The sequence below is a fragment of the Streptomyces sp. ICBB 8177 genome, from assembly GCF_003144095.1.
Classification (GTDB): Bacteria; Actinomycetota; Actinomycetes; order Streptomycetales; family Streptomycetaceae; genus Streptantibioticus_D.
The window spans coordinates 168,228-186,199 of the sequence record NZ_NSKH01000018.1 but is presented as its reverse complement, the minus strand read 5'-3'; the positions used below and the strand labels follow the sequence as shown (position 1 = coordinate 186,199).

At 73.2% G+C, this 17,972-nt stretch carries 15 protein-coding genes and 3 tRNA genes; 9 read left to right on the top strand and 9 right to left on the bottom strand.

Going from position 1 to position 17,972, the window contains the following annotated elements:
- Window positions 1-10: 10 nt before the first annotated feature.
- A complete protein-coding gene (locus CK485_RS09145) occupies window positions 11-799 on the bottom strand; it encodes a diacylglycerol kinase (protein ID WP_241968427.1) in 789 nt (262 codons plus the stop codon).
- Between the two features lie 224 nt (window positions 800-1,023).
- Here CK485_RS09145 and CK485_RS09140 point away from each other — a divergent pair, with 224 nt between their 5' ends.
- The 4 genes from CK485_RS09140 (at window position 1,024) to CK485_RS09125 (ending at window position 5,591) form a co-directional block, all read left to right on the top strand.
- Entirely contained in the window at window positions 1,024-2,307 is a 1,284-nt protein-coding gene (locus CK485_RS09140; RefSeq protein ID WP_109448886.1) for an adenylosuccinate synthase, read from the top strand.
- A gap of 242 nt (window positions 2,308-2,549) precedes the next feature.
- A complete protein-coding gene (locus CK485_RS09135) occupies window positions 2,550-3,911 on the top strand; it encodes an aspartate aminotransferase family protein (RefSeq protein ID WP_109448884.1) in 1,362 nt (453 codons plus the stop codon).
- A gap of 206 nt (window positions 3,912-4,117) precedes the next feature.
- On the top strand, window positions 4,118-4,831 hold the full coding sequence (locus CK485_RS09130; protein WP_109448882.1) for a GntR family transcriptional regulator: 714 nt from the start codon (window positions 4,118-4,120) through the stop codon (window positions 4,829-4,831).
- A 112-nt stretch (window positions 4,832-4,943) separates the two neighbouring features.
- Complete coding sequence (locus tag CK485_RS09125) at window positions 4,944-5,591, top strand: hypothetical protein (RefSeq protein ID WP_109448880.1); 648 nt, start codon at window positions 4,944-4,946, stop codon at window positions 5,589-5,591.
- 106 nt (window positions 5,592-5,697) lie between these two features.
- Here CK485_RS09125 and CK485_RS09120 read toward each other — a convergent pair whose 3' ends face one another.
- The gene (locus CK485_RS09120) at window positions 5,698-6,402 is read right to left on the bottom strand and encodes an SLATT domain-containing protein (protein WP_241968426.1); all 705 of its coding nucleotides are present in this window, start codon (window positions 6,400-6,402) and stop codon (window positions 5,698-5,700) included.
- 617 nt (window positions 6,403-7,019) lie between these two features.
- Here CK485_RS09120 and purD point away from each other — a divergent pair.
- The 4 genes from purD to CK485_RS09100 all read left to right on the top strand — a co-directional run bounded on the left by purD (window position 7,020) and on the right by CK485_RS09100 (window position 13,265).
- Window positions 7,020-8,270 (top strand): phosphoribosylamine--glycine ligase, encoded by a 1,251-nt coding sequence (gene purD, locus CK485_RS09115; protein WP_109448876.1) that lies wholly within the window; start codon window positions 7,020-7,022, stop codon window positions 8,268-8,270.
- 322 nt (window positions 8,271-8,592) lie between these two features.
- Window positions 8,593-10,482, top strand: coding sequence for a hypothetical protein (locus tag CK485_RS09110; RefSeq protein WP_241968245.1), 1,890 nt, complete (start codon window positions 8,593-8,595; stop codon window positions 10,480-10,482).
- Between the two features lie 216 nt (window positions 10,483-10,698).
- Window positions 10,699-12,279 (top strand): N,N-dimethylformamidase beta subunit family domain-containing protein, encoded by a 1,581-nt coding sequence (locus CK485_RS09105; RefSeq protein ID WP_109448872.1) that lies wholly within the window; start codon window positions 10,699-10,701, stop codon window positions 12,277-12,279.
- 83 nt (window positions 12,280-12,362) lie between these two features.
- Window positions 12,363-13,265 (top strand): phosphoribosylaminoimidazolesuccinocarboxamide synthase, encoded by a 903-nt coding sequence (locus tag CK485_RS09100; RefSeq protein ID WP_109448870.1) that lies wholly within the window; start codon window positions 12,363-12,365, stop codon window positions 13,263-13,265.
- A 21-nt stretch (window positions 13,266-13,286) separates the two neighbouring features.
- Here the strand turns inward: CK485_RS09100 and CK485_RS09095 are convergent, their stop codons facing one another.
- The 7 genes from CK485_RS09095 to CK485_RS09065 all read right to left on the bottom strand — a co-directional run bounded on the left by CK485_RS09095 (window position 13,287) and on the right by CK485_RS09065 (window position 17,348).
- Complete coding sequence (locus tag CK485_RS09095; RefSeq protein WP_109452667.1) at window positions 13,287-14,546, bottom strand: MFS transporter; 1,260 nt, start codon at window positions 14,544-14,546, stop codon at window positions 13,287-13,289.
- Between the two features lie 123 nt (window positions 14,547-14,669).
- A tRNA-Gly gene (locus CK485_RS09090) sits at window positions 14,670-14,742 on the bottom strand.
- 19 nt (window positions 14,743-14,761) lie between these two features.
- On the bottom strand, window positions 14,762-15,307 hold the full coding sequence (locus CK485_RS09085) for a response regulator transcription factor (protein ID WP_241968244.1): 546 nt from the start codon (window positions 15,305-15,307) through the stop codon (window positions 14,762-14,764).
- Window positions 15,256-15,630 (bottom strand): ATP-binding cassette domain-containing protein, encoded by a 375-nt coding sequence (locus CK485_RS09080; RefSeq protein WP_241968243.1) that lies wholly within the window; start codon window positions 15,628-15,630, stop codon window positions 15,256-15,258. The genes CK485_RS09085 and CK485_RS09080 overlap by 52 nt, the downstream gene beginning before the upstream one ends.
- 966 nt (window positions 15,631-16,596) lie before the next feature.
- Window positions 16,597-16,669: transfer RNA gene (locus CK485_RS09075), tRNA-Gly, on the bottom strand.
- A 68-nt stretch (window positions 16,670-16,737) separates the two neighbouring features.
- Window positions 16,738-16,809: transfer RNA gene (locus CK485_RS09070), tRNA-Gly, on the bottom strand.
- 221 nt (window positions 16,810-17,030) lie between these two features.
- Window positions 17,031-17,348, bottom strand: a complete 318-nt coding sequence (locus tag CK485_RS09065) for an Lsr2 family protein (RefSeq protein ID WP_109448866.1) — start codon at window positions 17,346-17,348, stop codon at window positions 17,031-17,033.
- A 336-nt stretch (window positions 17,349-17,684) separates the two neighbouring features.
- Between CK485_RS09065 and purS the strand changes: the two genes are divergently transcribed.
- Entirely contained in the window at window positions 17,685-17,930 is a 246-nt protein-coding gene (purS, locus tag CK485_RS09060; protein WP_109448864.1) for a phosphoribosylformylglycinamidine synthase subunit PurS, read from the top strand.
- Window positions 17,931-17,972 lie beyond the last annotated feature (42 nt).

The following is a 17,972-nucleotide window of genomic DNA, read 5'->3' as shown; positions in this document are numbered from 1 at the left end:
GCCCGGGGGGCTATCCGGCGGCGGTCGTCGGCAGGGTCAGGCGCCACGCGTTCTCCCGCACCGTCCAGGTCCGCCTGCGCACCGGGCCGCCCGCCGCCTCGTCGGCGCGGTAGCGGAAGTCGCGGCCGGAGACCGTGACCGCCTGCGCCCGCACCGGCAGCGGTCCCTCGTCGTCGAAGGCCGGGTCCGTGCCGCGCACCACGACCTCGGCCATCCCGCCCGCGGGCGAGCGCACCGACACCTCGCGCACCGGCCGGTCCAGGTCGGCCAGCACCACGCCGTCCGCCTCCACCCGCAGCCGGTGCCCGCCGCCCGACACCCCCGGCAGCGGCGCGGTCAGGGCCCGCACCAGCGTGCGGGCGCCGCGCTCCAGCCACCCGGAGTGCTCCGGCGGCGCGACGGCCGGCGCCCCGGACACGCCCGGGATGCGCAACGCTCCCACCACGATGCCGCCGCTGTCGTCCACCAGGGCGTCGAAGGTGCGCTCCGCGCCGTCCAGCGCCGCCCGGGCCGCCGCGACCGCGGACAGCGGCACGCCCAGTGACCTGGCCAGCGACAGCGCCGCCCGCTGGCCGACCGGGACCAGCGACAGCGCCGCCTCGGCCAGCGCGCCCTCCCGGTGCAGCAGCCGTACGGTGCGCAGCAGTGCGGTGTCGTCACCGATCACCACGGGCCTGCGGCGGCCCCGGTGCTCGATGATTTTCGCCAGTTCGCCGGTGGAGTCGGGGAAACAGAACTTCAGCGAAGGCGCCCCGGCGCGCAGGACGTCCTTCGCGATCCGTACCGATTCGCCGTCCATCGTGCGGGCCACCGGGTCGATGACCACGAGCAGGGGGCACCCGTGTGGCGCTGGCGGAGACTGCCCGGCCGAGGCTTGAGCCGACACCTTGGTCCTTCCTCAGGTAAAATCTCGGTGCAAGAGCCCCTTGCGCCTTTGCGCCAGGGGCTTCGTCTATTCCGGGGCACCGGTTCGACGGCTCTTACGCACGTTGGACATGCCCCGCCCGGAAGGGGTGTACGCCTGTGCCCGCACTTGTGCTGCTCGGTGCTCAGTGGGGTGACGAGGGCAAGGGGAAGGCCACCGACCTGCTCGGTGGTTCCGTCGACTACGTGGTGCGCTACCAGGGCGGCAACAACGCCGGCCACACGGTCGTGGTGGGCGACCAGAAGTACGCGCTCCACCTGCTCCCCTCCGGGATCCTCTCGCCGGGATGCACCCCGGTGATCGGCAACGGAGTCGTCGTCGACCCGGCGGTCCTGCTCTCCGAGCTGAGCGGGCTCCAGGCTCGTGGCGTGGACACCTCCAAGTTGCTGATCAGTGGTAACGCCCATCTGATCACGCCGTACCACCAGACCATCGACAAGGTGACGGAACGCTTCCTCGGCAAGCGCCGCATCGGCACCACGGGCCGCGGCATCGGCCCGGCCTACGCGGACAAGATCAACCGGGTGGGCGTGCGGGTCCAGGACCTGTTCGACGAGTCGATCCTGCGCCAGAAGATCGAGGCCGCGCTCGACGACAAGAACCAGATCCTGGTCAAGATCTTCAACCGCCGGGCGATCACCGCCGACCAGGTCGTCGAGGAGTACCTCGGCTACGCGGAGCAGATCAAGGACTTCGTCGCGGACACCACGCTGGTGCTCAACAGGGCGCTGGACGAGGAGAAGGTCGTCCTGCTGGAGGGCGGCCAGGGCACGCTGCTGGACGTGGACCACGGCACGTACCCGTTCGTGACCTCCTCCAACCCGACCGCGGGCGGCGCCTGCACCGGTTCCGGCATCGGCCCGACCCGGATCACCCGCACCATCGGCATCCTCAAGGCGTACACCACGCGCGTCGGCGCGGGCCCGTTCCCGACCGAGCTGTTCGACGACGACGGCGAGGCGCTGCGGCGGATCGGCGGCGAGCGCGGCGTGACCACCGGCCGCGACCGGCGCTGCGGCTGGTTCGACGCGGTCATCGCCCGTTACGCGACCCGCGTCAACGGCCTGACCGACTTCTTCCTCACCAAGCTGGACGTCCTGACCGGCTGGGAGAACATCCCGGTGTGCGTCGCGTACGAGATCGACGGCGAGCGCGTCGAGGAACTCCCGTACAGCCAGACCGACTTCCACCACGCCAAGCCGATCTACGAGACCCTCCCCAGCTGGACGGAGGACATCACGAAGGCCAAGTCCTTCGACGACCTCCCGAAGAACGCGAAGGCGTACGTGAAGGCGCTGGAGGAGATGTCCGGAGCCCCCATCTCGGCCATCGGCGTCGGCCCGGGCCGCGACGAGACGATCGAGATCAACTCGTTCCTGTAAGGAGCGGAAGGCCGGGGTCCGCCCGTGCGGGGACGATTCCTCCCGCGCGCTCTTGGCGAGCGCGCGGGAGGACGTTCCCGCCCGCGCGGGCGGCCGTTCCGGTCCGCCCCGGACCCTGGCCGCCGCCCCCGCCCGCGGGCAGCTCGGGGGCTCGCGGCGCTGACAACATGTCGGTGGAGGAGGCGCGGGCCATACAAGGTGACCGTTCCCCCGGCAGGGCCGGTGTCCTTACGCTGGTCGGCATGACCACCCCTCACGTAGATCCGGCCACCGGTGCGGCGGTCAAGGCCGCTGACCGCGCCCACGTCTTCCACTCCTGGTCGGCGCAGGAGCTGATCGATCCGCTCGCGGTCGCCGGTGCCGAAGGCTCGTACTTCTGGGACTACGAGGGCAACCGCTACCTGGACTTCTCCTCCCAGCTGGTCAACACCAACATCGGCCACCAGCACCCCAAGGTCGTCGCCGCGATCCAGGAGCAGGCCGGCCGGCTGGCCACCTTCGCGCCGGCCTTCGCCATCGACGTGCGCTCCGAGGCCGCCCGGCTGGTCGCCGAGCTGACCCCCGGCGACCTGGACAAGATCTTCTTCACCAACGGCGGCGCCGAGGCCGTGGAGAACGCGGTGCGCATGGCCCGGCTGCACACCGGCCGCCCCAAGGTGCTGTCCGCGTACCGCTCGTACCACGGCGCCACCTCCACCGCGATCAACCTCACCGGTGACCCGCGCCGCTGGCCCTCGGACACCGCGTCGGCGGGCGTCGTGCACTTCTGGGGCCCGTTCCTGTACCGGTCGCCGTTCCACGCGGACAGCGAGGAGCAGGAGTGCGAGCGCGCGCTGGCGCACCTGGAGGAACTGATCGCCTTCGAGGGACCGCAGTCCGTCGCCGCGATCATCCTGGAGACCGTCGTCGGTACCGCCGGCATCCTCGTCCCGCCGGCCGGCTACCTCGCGGGCGTGCGCGAACTGTGCGACCGCCACGGCATCGTCTTCATCCTCGACGAGGTCATGGCCGGGTTCGGGCGCACCGGCAAGTGGTTCGCCGCCGACCACTGGGGCGTCACCCCCGACCTGATGACCTTCGCCAAGGGCGTCAACTCCGGCTACGTGCCGCTGGGCGGCGTCGCCATCTCCGAGAAGATCGCGGCCACCTTCGCCAAGCGTCCCTACCCCGGCGGCCTCACCTACTCCGGCCACCCGCTGGCCTGCGCCTCCGCCGTCGCGACGATCAACGCCATGCGCGAGGAGCGCATCGTGGAGAACGCCGCCGCCATCGGCGAGAACGTCATCGGCCCCGCCCTGCGCGACCTGGCAGAACGCCACCCGAGCGTCGGCGAGGTGCGCGGCATGGGCGTCTTCTGGGCACTCGACCTGGTCAAGGACAAGGAGACCCGGGAGCCGCTGGTGCCCTACAACGCCTCCGGCGCCGACAACGCGCCGATGGCCCGCTTCGCGGCGGCCTGCAAGGAACGCGGGCTGTGGCCGTTCGTCAACATGAACCGCACCCACGTCGTGCCGCCGTGCACGGTGACGGAGGCGGAGGTCAAGGAGGGCCTGGCGGCGCTGGACGCGGCCCTGACCGTCGCCGACGAGGCGACGACCGCGTAGCCGGCGACCGCGGCGGTCACGACGGCCACGACGGCCACCGACCGGCCGCGTGACCGACGACCGCGACCGACCGCCCAGAACCGGTCCGAGGCCGGTGAGCGGGCGTGCGCCCCGGAGCGCGCGCCCGCTCACCGGCGGCCGGGTGCCGTATGTTGTCCGGCGGCGGGGAAACGCCCCCGCGACCGCCTATCCGAGGAGACGACGGCATGCCCGGCAGCGGGCCGCTGCGGCGCAGCAGCTTGCGGCAGCAGATCGCCGAAGCCCTGCGCGAGGAGGTGCTGACCGGACGCCTCGGCGCGGGACGCCACTTCACCGTCAAGGAGATCGCCGACCTGTACGGGGTCTCCGCGACGCCGGTGCGCGAGGCGCTGGTCGACCTCGCGGCGCAGGGTCTGCTGGACGTCGAGCACCACCGCGGCTTCCAGGTACGGCGGTTCACCCACGACGACTACCGCGACCTGGTGCGGGCCAGGACGCTGGTCACCGACGGCCTGCTGCGCACGATGGCCGAGGACCCGGACTCCTGGTGCCGCCGCGCCGAGGCGCTGGAGTCGGTGCGCAGACGGGCGCAGGCCGCCGCGGGCGCCGCCCGGGCCGGCACGCTGGACGTGCTGGTCGGCTGCGACCTCAGGTTCTGGCGGGAGCTGGGCATGCTCGCAGGGAACGTGCACGTCAGCGAGTTCCTCGACCGGCTGCGCGGGCAGTCCTGGGTCTTCGCCGTCCCCTACCTGCGCGGGGTGCCGGACCTGGCGGGCGTGTGCTGGACCGGTCACGAGGAACTGGCCGACGCGGTGCGCGACGGCGACCACGGCGCCGCGCGGCGCATCATGGCCGCCTACAACGAGCACTCGCTGACCGTCGTGGACGGCCTCGTGGAGCGCTCGGGTCCCGGCCCGGCAGCCCAGCGCCGTGACGCCTGATCTCCGCTGATCCCGGGTACGCGTCCCCCGTGATCCCTGGTGTCCGTTCCGCCTGACGCGGCGCGAACCGCGACGCTACGCTAGGCCGCCGGACCGACCGGATGGAGCGCTCGTGGCCTGTGACCTGTGGCTGGTTCCCCTGGTGGACGTGTTGTGCCACAGTCCTGACAACCCGTTCGCCGAGGAGATCGCGGCGTACGACAAGGCGCTCGGCGAGGCGGGGCTGCCCCCGGTTCCGGTGCACGGCTACATGCCCGGGCTCTCCGGCGACGTCGCGCCCGTCGCCGGCTTCGACTACGAGGCGCTGCACTTCCTGCGCCGCGCCCACATGCTCGGCCTGTGCGGCCTTGAGGTCACCCCGGTCGGTGAACTCGGCGGCGACTACGAGCAGTTGCTGGAGATGTTCGAGACCGCCGCCCAGCAGTCGCACCTGGTCTGGCACTACGACCACGCGGGCGCCTACGTGCCGCTGGACTTCGCCGCCCCGGTCGCCAACGACGAACTGCTCGCGGGCGGTGGGCCGCTGGGCTCCAGCCACGGGCTGCTGCGCGAACTGGAGGCGGTCGCCCCGTCGATCGGCATCGACCCGGCGAACCCCCCGGCGCCCCCGGTGCCGCCGGAGCGCCCCACCGGGCTGGACGAGCCCGCCGCCGTGCCGTTCGACGACGGGCCCTTCGCGCGGGAGCGGCACGTGTGGCTGGGCCTGCACGCGGCGGCCACCCGCAGCCTGGCGCAGAGCTCGATGATCGTCTTCAGCTGAGGCGCGCACCTGACTCGGCCGAGGCGGGGCCCTCTCGTTCGGGCCGAGGTGGGCACCCGCGGCGTGCACCGTTCACCGTGGAGCGTTCACCGTGGAGAGAGCCAGCTCACGGTCGTCCCGGGCCCTCCGGCGGCCGTTGGCGGGGCATGCTCGGGCGGCCGCCCGGCAGCGGCGGCAGACGGCTGGGGTGCCGGACGGCCTCGCGCTGCCCCCAGCCGGCCAGGGACTGCGTGTGCAAGGGAGCGGCTCCGGCGCGGAACTCCACCATCCAGTCCGCCGTCTCGCCCCGCACGAGTTCCGAGACGTCCTCGCAGAACCGCCGCAGCAACCCGAGGGAGCGCTCGGCCGCCTCGCTCGCGGTGCCCTCGGCGGGCCCCAGCACCTCCCGTACGCTCTCCGAGGCCCAGTCGAACCGCAGCGCCTCCAGCCGCCGTTGCACCGCCTGCGCGGTCGCCACGTCCCGCATCCAGCCCGAGGTCAGCCCGAACCAGCGGTCGAGCCCCGCGCTCACGGCCGCCGCCAGCAGCCCGAGGTAGCCCCAGGCGGTCACGTCGCGGGTTACACCGGCGAGCTGGAGCAGCGGCAGAACCACGGTGGCGCCGGCGCCCACGATCGTCGTCACCCGCGCCGCGCGCGCTCCGGCGCGCTTCCACACCCGGTCGGCGAGGTACCAGTCGACGGTGTGCAGGGCGCCGGTCTCCGCCCAGCGGTACAGCTCCTCCAGCCGGGCCGCCGGATCGCCCCAGTCGCCCACCGGGAACGGCGCGCCGCGCAGGTCCCCGGGACCGCGCGTCAGACCGCGTCCGAACAGGGCGCCCGGCCCCGCACCCGGCCACGCGCCGGACCCGGGTCCCGGCCCGGAGCCCGGCCTCACCGCGGGGCCCGCGCCCGCTTGCGTCCCGGGACCCGTTCCGCCGTCGGGCGCCGCGCCGTCGCCCGTCCCGTGGCCCGTGCCGTGGCCGAGGCCGGGGCCGCCGTCCGGGCCCGGTTCCCGGGGGGCTCCCTCGGGGTGCTTGTCCGGTTGGCTCACCCGCGAACTCCCTCTCGGCCTTCCCGCCGGCGCGGCCCCGTCACCGCCCGCACCACGGACACGAATCCCTCTTCTTACCGTCGATCTACCGCCGAACGGCTGACGCCCGGTCCTGCCGAGCGCCCCGCCCGCCCGCAACGTACGACGTCACGAGGCCCGCGACCGGCTCCCCGCATCACCCGAAGGAGCGACCACGCCGGGGCGGGAAAGCGGGACGCGGCGGCAAGGGGGAGGGGGACGCGGGGGCAGGGGGCGCGGGACGCGGGGGCGGACAGGAGGGCGGACAGAAGGGGGCGCGGCGGCAGGGGTGCGGCGCGCCGTGGGGCGGCGGCGCCGAGGGCGGTACGGACCGGCGCCCGCGCGCGGCCGGGCGGCGCGCTGCCCGTAGGCTGGCCCCCGTGAAGGTACTGGTAATCGGCAGCGGCGCCCGCGAACACGCCCTGTGCCGCGCTCTGTCCCTCGACCCCCACGTCACCGCGCTGCACTGCGCCCCCGGCAACGCAGGCACCGAGCCGATCGCGCAGTCCCACCCGGTGGACGCGCTCGACGGCGCCGCCGTCGCGGACCTCGCCGCCCGGCTCGAGGCCGACCTCGTCGTCGTCGGCCCCGAGGCCCCCCTCGTGGCGGGGGTCGCCGACGCGGTGCGCGAGCGGGGGATCGCCTGCTTCGGGCCGTCGAAGGAGGCCGCCCGGCTGGAGGGTTCCAAGGCCTTCGCCAAGGACGTGATGGCCGCCGCCGGCGTGCCGACCGCCCGCTCCTACGTCTGCGCGAGCCCGCAGGAGATCGACACCGCGCTGGCCGCCTTCGGCCCGCCGTACGTGGTCAAGGACGACGGCCTCGCCGCGGGCAAGGGCGTCCTGGTGACCGAGGACCTCGACGCCGCCCGCGAGCACGCGCTCGCCTGCGGCCGGGTCGTCATCGAGGAGTTCCTCGACGGCCCCGAGGTCTCGCTGTTCGCGATCACGGACGGCGACACGGTGCTGCCGCTCCAGCCCGCGCAGGACTTCAAGCGCGCCTACGACGCCGACGAGGGCCCCAACACCGGTGGCATGGGCGCCTACTCGCCGCTGCCGTGGGCCGATCCCAAGCTGGTCGACGAGGTTTTGGAGACCGTGCTCCAGCCCACCGTCGACGAACTGCGCCGTCGCGGCACGCCGTTCTCCGGCCTGCTGTACGCCGGTCTCGCGATCACCTCGCGCGGCGTGCGGGTGATCGAGTTCAACGCGCGCTTCGGCGACCCGGAGACCCAGGTGGTGCTGGCCCGCCTCAAGACGCCGCTGGCGGGGGTGCTGCACAACGCCGCCACCGGCCGCCTCGCCGACGAGCCCCCGCTGCGCTGGTCCCCCGACGCAGCCGTCACGGTGGTGATCGCCTCGCACAACTACCCCGGCACGCCCCGCACGGGTGACGTGATCGAGGGACTTGACGAGTTCGCCTCCGACGATTCGCGTACCTGGGTACTCCACGCGGGTACGAGGCGGGACGACGACGGGCGCGTAGTGAGCGCGGGCGGACGGGTACTCTCCGTCACCGCGACGGGATCGGATTTGGCCAAAGCTCGCGAGCGCGCCTACGCCGGAGTGGCCCGCCTCCGTCTCGATGGCTCGCACCACCGTACGGACATCGCACGCGCCGCCGCGGAGGGCTGAACCGGCGTCGTGCGCGGGCCCGGGCGCCGGTCGCGCGACGGGTCGGCCGGGCACCGTGGGTTCCCGGCGCGGGCGCCGCGAGGTTCCCGGCACGCGGACTTCGCGGCCGTGGCCCGAACGCACACGGTTGCCCTCCTCTCCCCAAAGCCATTCCATCGAGTGAGGTCTTGGCTTTCCGGCTGACGGCGGCACGGGGCCCAACTAGGGTGCCCGGCAAGCGGACCGGCCACCACCGCGACGCTTGCCCGGCCCTCACCGCGGGGCTTAAGGCAACTGGCCGCACCGGCATTGCGATGTCAGTGGGCGGTGCCACAGTGGGGGAATGAAGCAACGCCAGTCGGCGTCCGCTGACGACTCAGCTGTCTGCGCTTTGGGGGTGAACAGCTCGGTGTCCGGTGAAGACGCGGCGCGTGCCCGCGCCCTCGCGGTGCTCCGCATTCGGGGCGCCGCGCTGGCGGCCGCCCTGCTGCCCGCGGCGGTCGCGGTGGTGCTGCTGGTGGCGGCCGCCGGCGGGCGGGTCTCCGGCGCCGGATGGGCCGCGGTGAGCTGGGCGTTCGTCGTGCTGGCGGTGGTCGCGCTGGCCGCGGCGGCCGGTGTGGCGGCCGTGATCGCCCGGTCGGCCCCCGCCGTCAGTCCCACCGTCCCGGTGGCCGAGGAGTCCGCCCCCGAGCTGTACCGCATGGTGCGCGACCTGGCCGGACGGCTCGGCGTGCCCGTTCCCTCCTCGATAGCCCTGACGCCCGACTGCGACAGCTGGCTGGAGGACCGCAGCCATCGCTCGGCCCTCGCCGGACGCGGCCCTGCCGCGCCTGAGGAGCGAGGTCGTGCCCGGGACCGGCAGGAGGGCGATCGCGCCCGCGGCCGGCAGGAGGGTGAGGCCGCCCGGCGGTCGGCGCCCGCGCCGGTGCTGGTGATCGGCTCGCCGTTCATGTGGTGGATGCGGGTCGCCGAGCTGCGCGCCCTGCTCGCCCCCGTCGTGGCGGGCACCGGCCCGGCCGCCGACCCGGACATAGCCGCGGCTCGCCGGTTCGTGCGCGGCCTGGACGCGGCCGTGGCGGTCTGCGCCGCCGACCGCCCCCGGCGGCCGGGCCCGCTGGGACACGTGGCCGCGGCGCTGCGCGGTCCGGCCGCCGCCTTCGCGGGCTGGACCGCCCGGTTGCTGCTGCGGCGCTGCCGCGGGCACGTCGCCGAGATGGAGCGCGCGGTCGCCGCCTTCGCGTCGGAGACCGCGCAGGCCGTCGACTACGGCCTGCGGATCGTCGCCCAGGAGCAGGTCGGCCTCGCGTACGCGGGCTGGGACCGGCTGCTGACCAGGGTCGCGCTGCCCGCCTGGCGGATGGGCCGCTGGCCGTCCCGGCTGGACGCGGGTGTGGTCGCGGCGCTGACCGAGCTGTCCCGGCGGGACCGGCTGGCGGAGGGGTTCGAGACCAGGCTCGGCGAGCGCCCCGCCTGTGACCTGCTGGAAGAGCCCGGTTCCGTGGACGAGGCGGCCTCGCTGCTGGCCGCCCGGCTCTTCCACGGCGGCCCGGCCGCCACCGGCCACGACTGGTCGCCGGTGGGCTGGGAGGCCTACCCGGAAGAAGTGGTGGACCGCATATGGCGCACCGACGCAGCCCGGCTGCACCGCGTCCTGGACGAGCTGTCGCCGCCCGGTTCCGCGTCCGCCGACCCGGCCGGCCCCGGCGGGCTCCCCGGCCCGGCCGGCCTCGCGGCCTCGCTCGCGGTGGATCGGCCGGTGGGGGACGGGCCGGGCCCCGGCAAGGCGACGCTGGCCAGGGTGCTGGACCGGCTGGCGCAGGGCGGCAGCGACGAGCTGGCGGCCCGCATCAGCGCCCACCAGCAGCGCGAGGAGCGCATACGCGAGCTGGCGGACGCGGCGCACGTGCCGGACGGCGCGCCGCAGTGGGAGGCGGGCGCGGGCCCGGACGGCGAGCCGTTCACCCCGGTCTGGCGGCTGCTGCCGCCGCGCACCGGCCGCGAGCTGCTCACCGACCACGTCACCGCGATGATCTGCTGCGCCGCCGTGGACACCGCGGGCGCGCTGCCCGGGATGGACTGGCTGGACGGGCCGACGCTGATGGTGGCCGGTGCCCGCAGGTCCGATCTGTCACACCCGGTGCTGCGGCTGGTGGAGCACGGCGACGCGGGGCCGTTGCGGGCCTGGCTCGGCGAGGTCGGCGTCCGGCTGGAGAAGCCCGTCCGGCTGGCCTGACGCCGTACCGCGTCCTGCCGCACGACAGGCCCGCGCGGTCGTTTCATCCTGTTGTCAGACGATTCGCGTCGCCTCGGACGAGTGACCGGAAACCACCCTTCGATCGCCAATGTGTTCCGATAATTAGCCACGAAGGGTGACGGACACGGCGCGTTGTGTGATGTGCTGGGAGCGTACAGCCAGTTGTGTGGAGCTTCCGTGGAGGAGGGGACATTCGTGGAGACGGAGCAGATCCGGCGCTGGGATTCAGGGGCGCTGGCGCATGCCGTGACCGACCCCTTCGGGCAGGGCCCCCTTCCCTGGCTGCGCGGCCGGGAGCACTACCTCGACGACAGCGGGCAACTGCTGCCCTGGTACGTGGACCTGGCCGCCATCGACGACTCCCCGGTGCCCGCCGCAAGTGGTGTGCAGGGCGCATCGGGAGCACACGGCGCGCGAGGCGTGCCCGTCGTCCGCGACGCGCGCGGGCTGCCGGTCCAGCGCGCCGGGCGCCGCCACCACTCCGGGCCCCGCACCGCCGACGACGTGGGTCTGCAGATCAAGGGCTTCACCTCGTCCGGCTCGGTCGTCCCCGGCGATTCGGTCGACTTCCACGTCACCGTCAACCCGCCCCAGCAGTTCAGCGTCGACGTCTACCGCATCGGGCACTACGGCGGGGACGGCGCCGCCCACATCACCACCAGCCCCAGACTGTCCGGCATCGTCCAGCCGCCCCCGCTCGCCGCCGGGCGCACCGTCTCGTGCCACCACTGGTGGCTGTCGTGGCGGCTGCAGATCCCGTCGTACTGGAACAGCGGCGCCTACGTGGCCGTGCTGACCACCGCGGACGGCTACCGCAGCCACGTCCCGTTCACCGTGCGCAGCGCGCAACCCGCGGACCTGCTGCTCCTGCTGCCCGACGTCACCTGGCAGGCGTACAACCTCTACCCCGAGGACGGCCGCACCGGCGCGAGCCTCTACCACGCCTGGGACGAACGCGGGCGGCTGCTGGGGGAGGAGGAGGCCGCGGTCACCGTCTCCTTCGACCGCCCCTACGCGGGCGCGGGCCTGCCGCTGCACGTGGGGCACGCCTACGACTTCATCCGCTGGGCCGAGCGCTACGGCTACGACCTGGCCTACGCCGACACCCGCGACCTGCACGCCGGACGCGTCGACCCCGGCGCCTACCGGGGGCTGGTCTTCCCCGGACACGACGAGTACTGGTCGGTGCCGATGCGCCAGGCCGCGCAGCGCGCCCGGGACGGGGGGACCTCGCTGGTCTTCCTGTCCGCCAACACCATGTACTGGCAGGTCGAGCTGTCCGCCGCGCCGACCGGCGAGCCCGACCACCTGCTGACCTGCCGCAAGCGCCGCAGCGACGCCCGCGGCCGCACGGCCCTGTGGCGGGACGCCGGCGACCCCGAGCAGCTGCTGATGGGCGTGCAGTACGCGGGCCGGGTGCCCGAGCCGTCCCCGCTGGTGGTGCGCAACGCCGAGCACTGGCTGTGGCAGGCCGCGGGCACCGGCGAGGGCGACGAACTGCCCGGGCTGGTCGCCGGTGAGGCCGACCGCTACTTCCCGCGCACCCCGCTGCCCCGCTACACCGACCGCATCCTGCTCGCGCACTCCCCGTACGAGGACACCTCGGGACACCGGGTCCACCAGGAGACCTCGCTCTACCGCGCCCCCAGCGGTGCCTACGTCTTCGCCTCCGGCACCTTCGCCTGGTCCCCGGCGCTCGACCGCCCCGGCCACGTCGACCCCCGTGTCCAGCGCGCCACCGCGAACCTGCTGGACCGCATCTGCAAGCGCGACTGACCCGTATGCCACCCCGCCCGCCGCCGGTGCCCACCCGTTGACGGAGAATCGAGGCAGTTGGGAGCAACACACATGGAGGAAGCGTGTCCGGATTCGTCGAGAAGCCCGAGCCCGTACAGGTGCCGGGCCTGGTGCATCTGCACACCGGCAAGGTGCGCGACCTCTACCGGGACGCGCACGGCCGCCTGGTCATGGTCGCCAGCGACCGGATGTCGGCGTACGACTGGGTGCTGCCCACGGCGATCCCGGACAAGGGACGGGTGCTGACCCGGCTGTCGCTGTGGTGGTTCGAGCAGCTCGCCGACATCGTCCCGCACCACGTCATCTCCACCGAGGTCCCCGACGGCGCCCCCGCCGACTGGGAGGGCCGCACCACCGTCTGCCTCGACCTGGCGATGGTCCCCGTCGAGTGCGTCGCCCGCGGCTACCTGACCGGCTCAGGCCTCGCCGAGTACGACGCCCACCGCACGGTCTGCGGGCTCGCGCTGCCCGAGGGCCTGGTGGACGGCTCCGAGCTGCCCGCGCCGATCTTCACCCCGGCCACCAAGGCCGAGGTCGGCGAGCACGACGAGAACGTCAGCTACGAGGAGGTCGCCCGCCGGGTCGGCGCCGAGACCGCGGCCGAGCTGCGCCAGCAGACCCTCGCGGTGTACGGCAGGGCCCGCGACATCGCCCGCGAACGCGGCATCATCCTGGCCGACACCAAGTTCGAGTTCGGGCGCGACGCGGACGGCCGCCTGGTCCTCGGCGACGAGGTCCTCACCCCCGACTCCTCGCGCTTCTGGCCCGCCGACTCCTGGGAGCCGGGCCGCCCGCAGCTCTCGTTCGACAAGCAGTTCGTCCGCGACTGGCTCACCTCGGACGCCTCCGGCTGGGACCGCGAGGCGGACGTTCCCCCGCCGCCCCTGCCGGACGAGGTCGTCGAGCAGACCCGCGCCCGCTACGTCGAGGCGTACGAGCGGCTCACCGGCACGCCCTGGACGTGACGCCCCACGCGGCCGTGGGCGTCACCCCGTCGTGGTCTCCGGTGCCCGATCGCGGGTCGCCGCCGTGCCGAAGGCGATGCCCCGCGCCTCCTTGCCGATCGCGCTGAGCACGATGACCAGGGCGAGGGTGGGGAAGACGGTGAGCATCAGCGCGGTCGGGTAGCTGTAGTGCGTGGCCAGCGCCTCCTGGATCGGGAGGTTCAACGCGGCGATCAGGTTGCCGAGTTGGTAGGTCACGCCGGGGTAGAAGCCGCGGATGGCGTCCGGGCTCAGCTCGCTCAGGTGCGCCGGGATCACACCCCACGCGCCCTGCACGCACAGCTGCATCAGGAACGAGCTGAACGCCAGCCACCCGGCCGTCGTCGACAGCGCGAAGAGCGGCACGACCAGCACCCCGGCCGCCGCCGCGATCATCACGGTACGGCGGCGGCCCAGGCGCTCGGAGTACGCGCCGAGCAGCGGGCCGCCGATCATCGCGCCGACGTTGTAGACGATGGCGATCACGATCGAGGTGTCCGCGGACATGCCCAGGCCCTTCTTGACGAAGGTCGGGTAGATGTCCTGGGTGCCGTGCGACATCAGGTTGAACGCGGTCATCAGCAGCACCAGGTAGACGAACCGCCGCAGGATGACCGGGTCGCGGAAGACCTCGCCGGGCCGCGTCGTGGTCAGCCGGGCGCTGCGCTGCCACACCTCGGACTCGCCCACCTTGCTCCGCACCCACAGCGCGACCAGCGCCGGCACCAGGCTGAACGCGAACAGCCCCCGCCAGCCGAAGGACGGCTCGATGAACAGGAAGGCGACGGCGGCCAGCAAGTAGCCGAAGGAGTAACCGCCTTGCAGCATGCCGGACCAGAAGCCGCGCTTGGCGGGCGGGATCTTCTCCATCGCCAGCGCCGCGCCGAGCCCCCACTCGCCGCCCATGCCGATCCCGTACAGCAGCCGCAGCACCAGCAGGACCGCGTAGTCGGGCGCGAAGGCGCAGGCGAAGCCGACCACGGAGTAGAACACCACGTCGACCATGAGCGGCACGCGCCGCCCGCGCTTGTCCGCCCACAGGCCGAAGACGAACGCGCCGACCGGGCGCATCACGAGGGTCGCCGTCGTCAGGTACGCCATCGTTGTCAGCGACACGTGGAAGTCGTCGGCGATCTCGCTGTAGACGAGGACCACGAGGAAGTAGTCGAAGGCGTCCATCGTCCAGCCCAGATAGGCGGCGAGGAACGCGTTGCGCTGGTCCTTGGTCAGGCCGCGCGCTTGCTCCCGTACCGTACTCAGCATCTGCGGAACGTAGACCGGCGTCAGGCCCATGTCAACGGGTTGATCTTGTGCGCCGAGGCCGTCGGCGGGCGCGCGTACGACGAAGGCCCGGCGGCGGGAGCCGACCGGGCCTTGCGTTCCCAGAGCGGACGACGAGGCTCGAACTCGCGACCTCAACCTTGGCAAGGTTGCGCTCTACCAACTGAGCTACGTCCGCAGGCGGTGTTGCGGGACCATCATAGCCAACCTCTGCGGCGTGCGATGCGCGCGGCCGCGTGACGGTTGCCGGCGCCGAGCTTCGCGGCGGCCGACGACAGGTAGTTGCGGACCGTTCCGGGCGACAGCGCGGCCCGCTCGGCGATCTCCGCGACCGGCGCGCCGTCGGCGGCCAGCCGCAGCACCTGCGCCTCCCGCGCGGTCAGCGGCGACTCCCCGGCGCTGATCGCGTCGGCCGCCAACTCCGGGTCCACGTAACGGCCTCCGGCGTGCACGGTGCGGATGATCTCGGCGAGCCGCTGGGCGGAGACCGTCTTGGGGACGAACGCCCGCACCCCGGCGGCCAGCGCCCGCTTGAGGTGCCCGGGGCGCCCGTGACCGGTGACGATCATGACCCGGCAGCCGGGCAGTTCGGCCCGCAGGGAAGTGGCGATCGTCACACCGTCGCCGCCCGGCATCTCCAGGTCGAGCACGGCGACGTCCGGGCAGTGCGCCCGCGCCGCGCCCCGCCCCCTCAACCCGAACAGTTCCAGTGCCTCCCTGACGGCCGCGCCCGGCTCACGCACCCCGCCCACATCGCGGCGGTCTCGGCGACGGTCAACTCCGCCGGGAAGCCGCCCTCCTGGAGCATCACGCCGATCCGCGGCCGTACGGCGGCGCGTTCGCGGTACGGATCGTGGCCCAGCACCCGCACCCGCCCCGCGGTGGGAGGCGCGAGCCCCTCCAGCACTTCCGCGGTGGAGGTCTTGCCCGCCCCGTTGGTCCCCAGCAACGCGAACACCTCCCCGCGCCGAACGCCGAAGGAAACCCCCCGCACCGCCTCGTGCCCGCCGCCCCCGCCGGCCCCGTACCGCCGCCGCAGCCCCGAGACCTCGATCACGTCGTCCATGTGTCCAGCGTCCCGCCGGCTTGGGGCTGCGGGGGGTGCGGTGTGTCATCGATGCGGATGACATTTGTCATCGGGGGTGAAACCGGCCGGGCGGTGGACGCGGCGGCGGAGGGCCCGGCGCTGCGCGCCTCGCTGTGGTGGACGTGTGCTGGGCGGTCGGGGTGGTGTTGCGGAGTGTCGCGTCTGCGCCGCTGCGCGGCTTGAGGGTCAGGAGGGGAGGGCTCCTGCGCTGCGCGCTCCGCTTGACGGCCGTGCGCTGCGCGCCCGACTCGGGGCCGGGCCGGGTCGCGGGTGATGGGTCTGCGGATTAGTTGTCACCCCCTTGCCGGTGACAAGGGTTTCCGTCAACCAGGCGTGCCGAAAAACCTTGTCATCGGCAACGGGGTGACAAGCGATTCCGCGGAGGACGTGCCGGGGCGCAGCGCACGGCCTTCAGCACGGCGCACAGCGCCTGGCCCTCCCCTCCTGCCCCCAAGCCGCGCAGCGGCGCAGACGTGACACTCCGCCACCGCCCACCCGAACCCGTAACCCCCCAACAGGCCGCTTCGTAGGGGGAGTTGACCCCTCGGAGGTCGCGAACGACCGCAAGCAACCGCCGTCCTGCTTGCTGCGCTGCTCTCGCGCCCCGGTATACGCCCAGCCGCCCGCCCTTCACAGCCCCGACGAAGGCCAGCCAAACGTCATCCGATCAAGCGCCCGTCAGAACGTAAACGTCCCCGGATCGAATCGTCCGCCGGGCCAGAACGTCCGCCAGGCCAGAACGTCCGCCGGGCCGGAACGCCCGCCGGATCGAATCGTCCGCCGGGCCGGAACGTCCGCCGGGCCGGAACGCCTGCCGGGCCGGAACGCCCGCAGGACCAGAACGTCCCCGGACCGCATCAGCTGCCACCCGGCGGGTCGCCCGCCAGGGGCGGGCGGCCTCCTACGCAAACGGCCCCGGTCCGAAGGACCGGGGCCGTTCCCTTGAGCGGACGACGAGGCTCGAACTCGCGACCTCAACCTTGGCAAGGTTGCGCTCTACCAACTGAGCTACGTCCGCATTCGCCTCCGAGCGGCTCTCACCGCCCGGCGCGCTGCCCACTCTACCCGATGGTGAGAGGCAGTCGGAGCGGGTGACAGGAATTGCACACTGCGCCTCCCCTTTGGAAAAGGGGCGCTCTGCTACTGAGCTACACCCGCACTGTCGGTGGCTCGACCTTCCGGCCTCGCCCCCTGGCGTGCTCCAGACTCTAGCGGATCACCCGGGGCCGCTGTCCAATCGGCCCTCCCCAGCGCCCCGCCCGGGGCCCCGGCGGCCCAACTCGCCCCATCGCGGGGGCGGCTGGCCGCCGGGGCCGTCCGGTGCTTGCCGCGTTCGTGCCGCGTTCGTGCCGCGTTCGTGCCGCGTTCGTGGCGCGGCCTCAGCTCGCCTCGTCGAACGCCTCGTAGACCCGCTTGGGGATGCGCCCGCGCGGCGGGACCTCCATGCCGTTGGACCGGGCCCAGGCGCGGACCGCCGCGGGGTCGGGCGCGACGGAGGTGCGCTGGTAGGTCTTGCCGGAGCGACTGCGGCGGCGGCCGGCCTCCAGGTAAGGCGTCAGCGCATTGCGCAACTTGTCCGCATTGGCGGCGGAGAGGTCGATCTCGTACGCCTTACCGTCGAGGCCGAACGAAACCGTTTCCGCGGCCTCGCCGCCGTCGATGTCGTCGGAGAGGGTGACCACCACGCGCTGCGCCATGGATATCGGTCCTTTCGCTCGGCAAACGGCTTGCCGCCGGAGTCCTGTGACCCCAGCGGTACCCGCGTTGACGTGCGGGTATGTACCGCAGCCGACGGGTCGGCGTCAATACTTTTCATTTGGGCACGAAGAGATATCGCGTGCGGAAGCGGTGAAGAATTCTCCCGGCCTCTCGCCCCGCAATCGGGACCTTACGGTTTTCCCCTCGTTATGCCCCAGAGGTTACCCCGGCCGATGCGTAACCGTGATGGGCCCACGAGGATATCTATGCGCGTAGATTTTTCGGCCGGGTACGCTGAAGGCACTTCACGCAGCACCACACCACCGGGAGTGCCAGTGGCACGCGTCGTAGTCGACGTCATGCTCAAGCCGGAAATCCTCGACCCCCAGGGCCAGGCGGTGCAGCGCGCACTTCCGCGCCTGGGCTTCGAGGGGATCTTGGACGTCCGACAGGGCAAGCGCTTTGAACTTGAGGTGGAGGGGCCGGTCGACGACGACGCCCTCGCCCGCATTCACAAGATCGCCGAATCGTTCCTCGCCAATACGGTCATCGAGGACTTCGTCGTGAAGGTCGAATCGTGACCCGCACGTCACCCGCCTCGACCCCGGACGCGGCCCCCACGG

What these genes read in the sequence shown, in the direction of transcription:
- CK485_RS09145 (WP_241968427.1), bottom strand. Translation starts at nt 799, where the DNA reads ATGGACGGCGAATCGGTACGGATCGCGAAGGACGTCCTGCGCGCCGGG.
- CK485_RS09135 (WP_109448884.1), top strand. Translation starts at nt 2,550, where the DNA reads ATGACCACCCCTCACGTAGATCCGGCCACCGGTGCGGCGGTCAAGGCC.
- CK485_RS09130 (WP_109448882.1), top strand. Translation starts at nt 4,118, where the DNA reads ATGCCCGGCAGCGGGCCGCTGCGGCGCAGCAGCTTGCGGCAGCAGATC.
- CK485_RS09110 (WP_241968245.1), top strand. Translation starts at nt 8,593, where the DNA reads ATGAAGCAACGCCAGTCGGCGTCCGCTGACGACTCAGCTGTCTGCGCT.
- CK485_RS09095 (WP_109452667.1), bottom strand. Translation starts at nt 14,546, where the DNA reads ATGCTGAGTACGGTACGGGAGCAAGCGCGCGGCCTGACCAAGGACCAG.
- CK485_RS09080 (WP_241968243.1), bottom strand. Translation starts at nt 15,630, where the DNA reads ATGGACGACGTGATCGAGGTCTCGGGGCTGCGGCGGCGGTACGGGGCC.
- CK485_RS09065 (WP_109448866.1), bottom strand. Translation starts at nt 17,348, where the DNA reads ATGGCGCAGCGCGTGGTGGTCACCCTCTCCGACGACATCGACGGCGGC.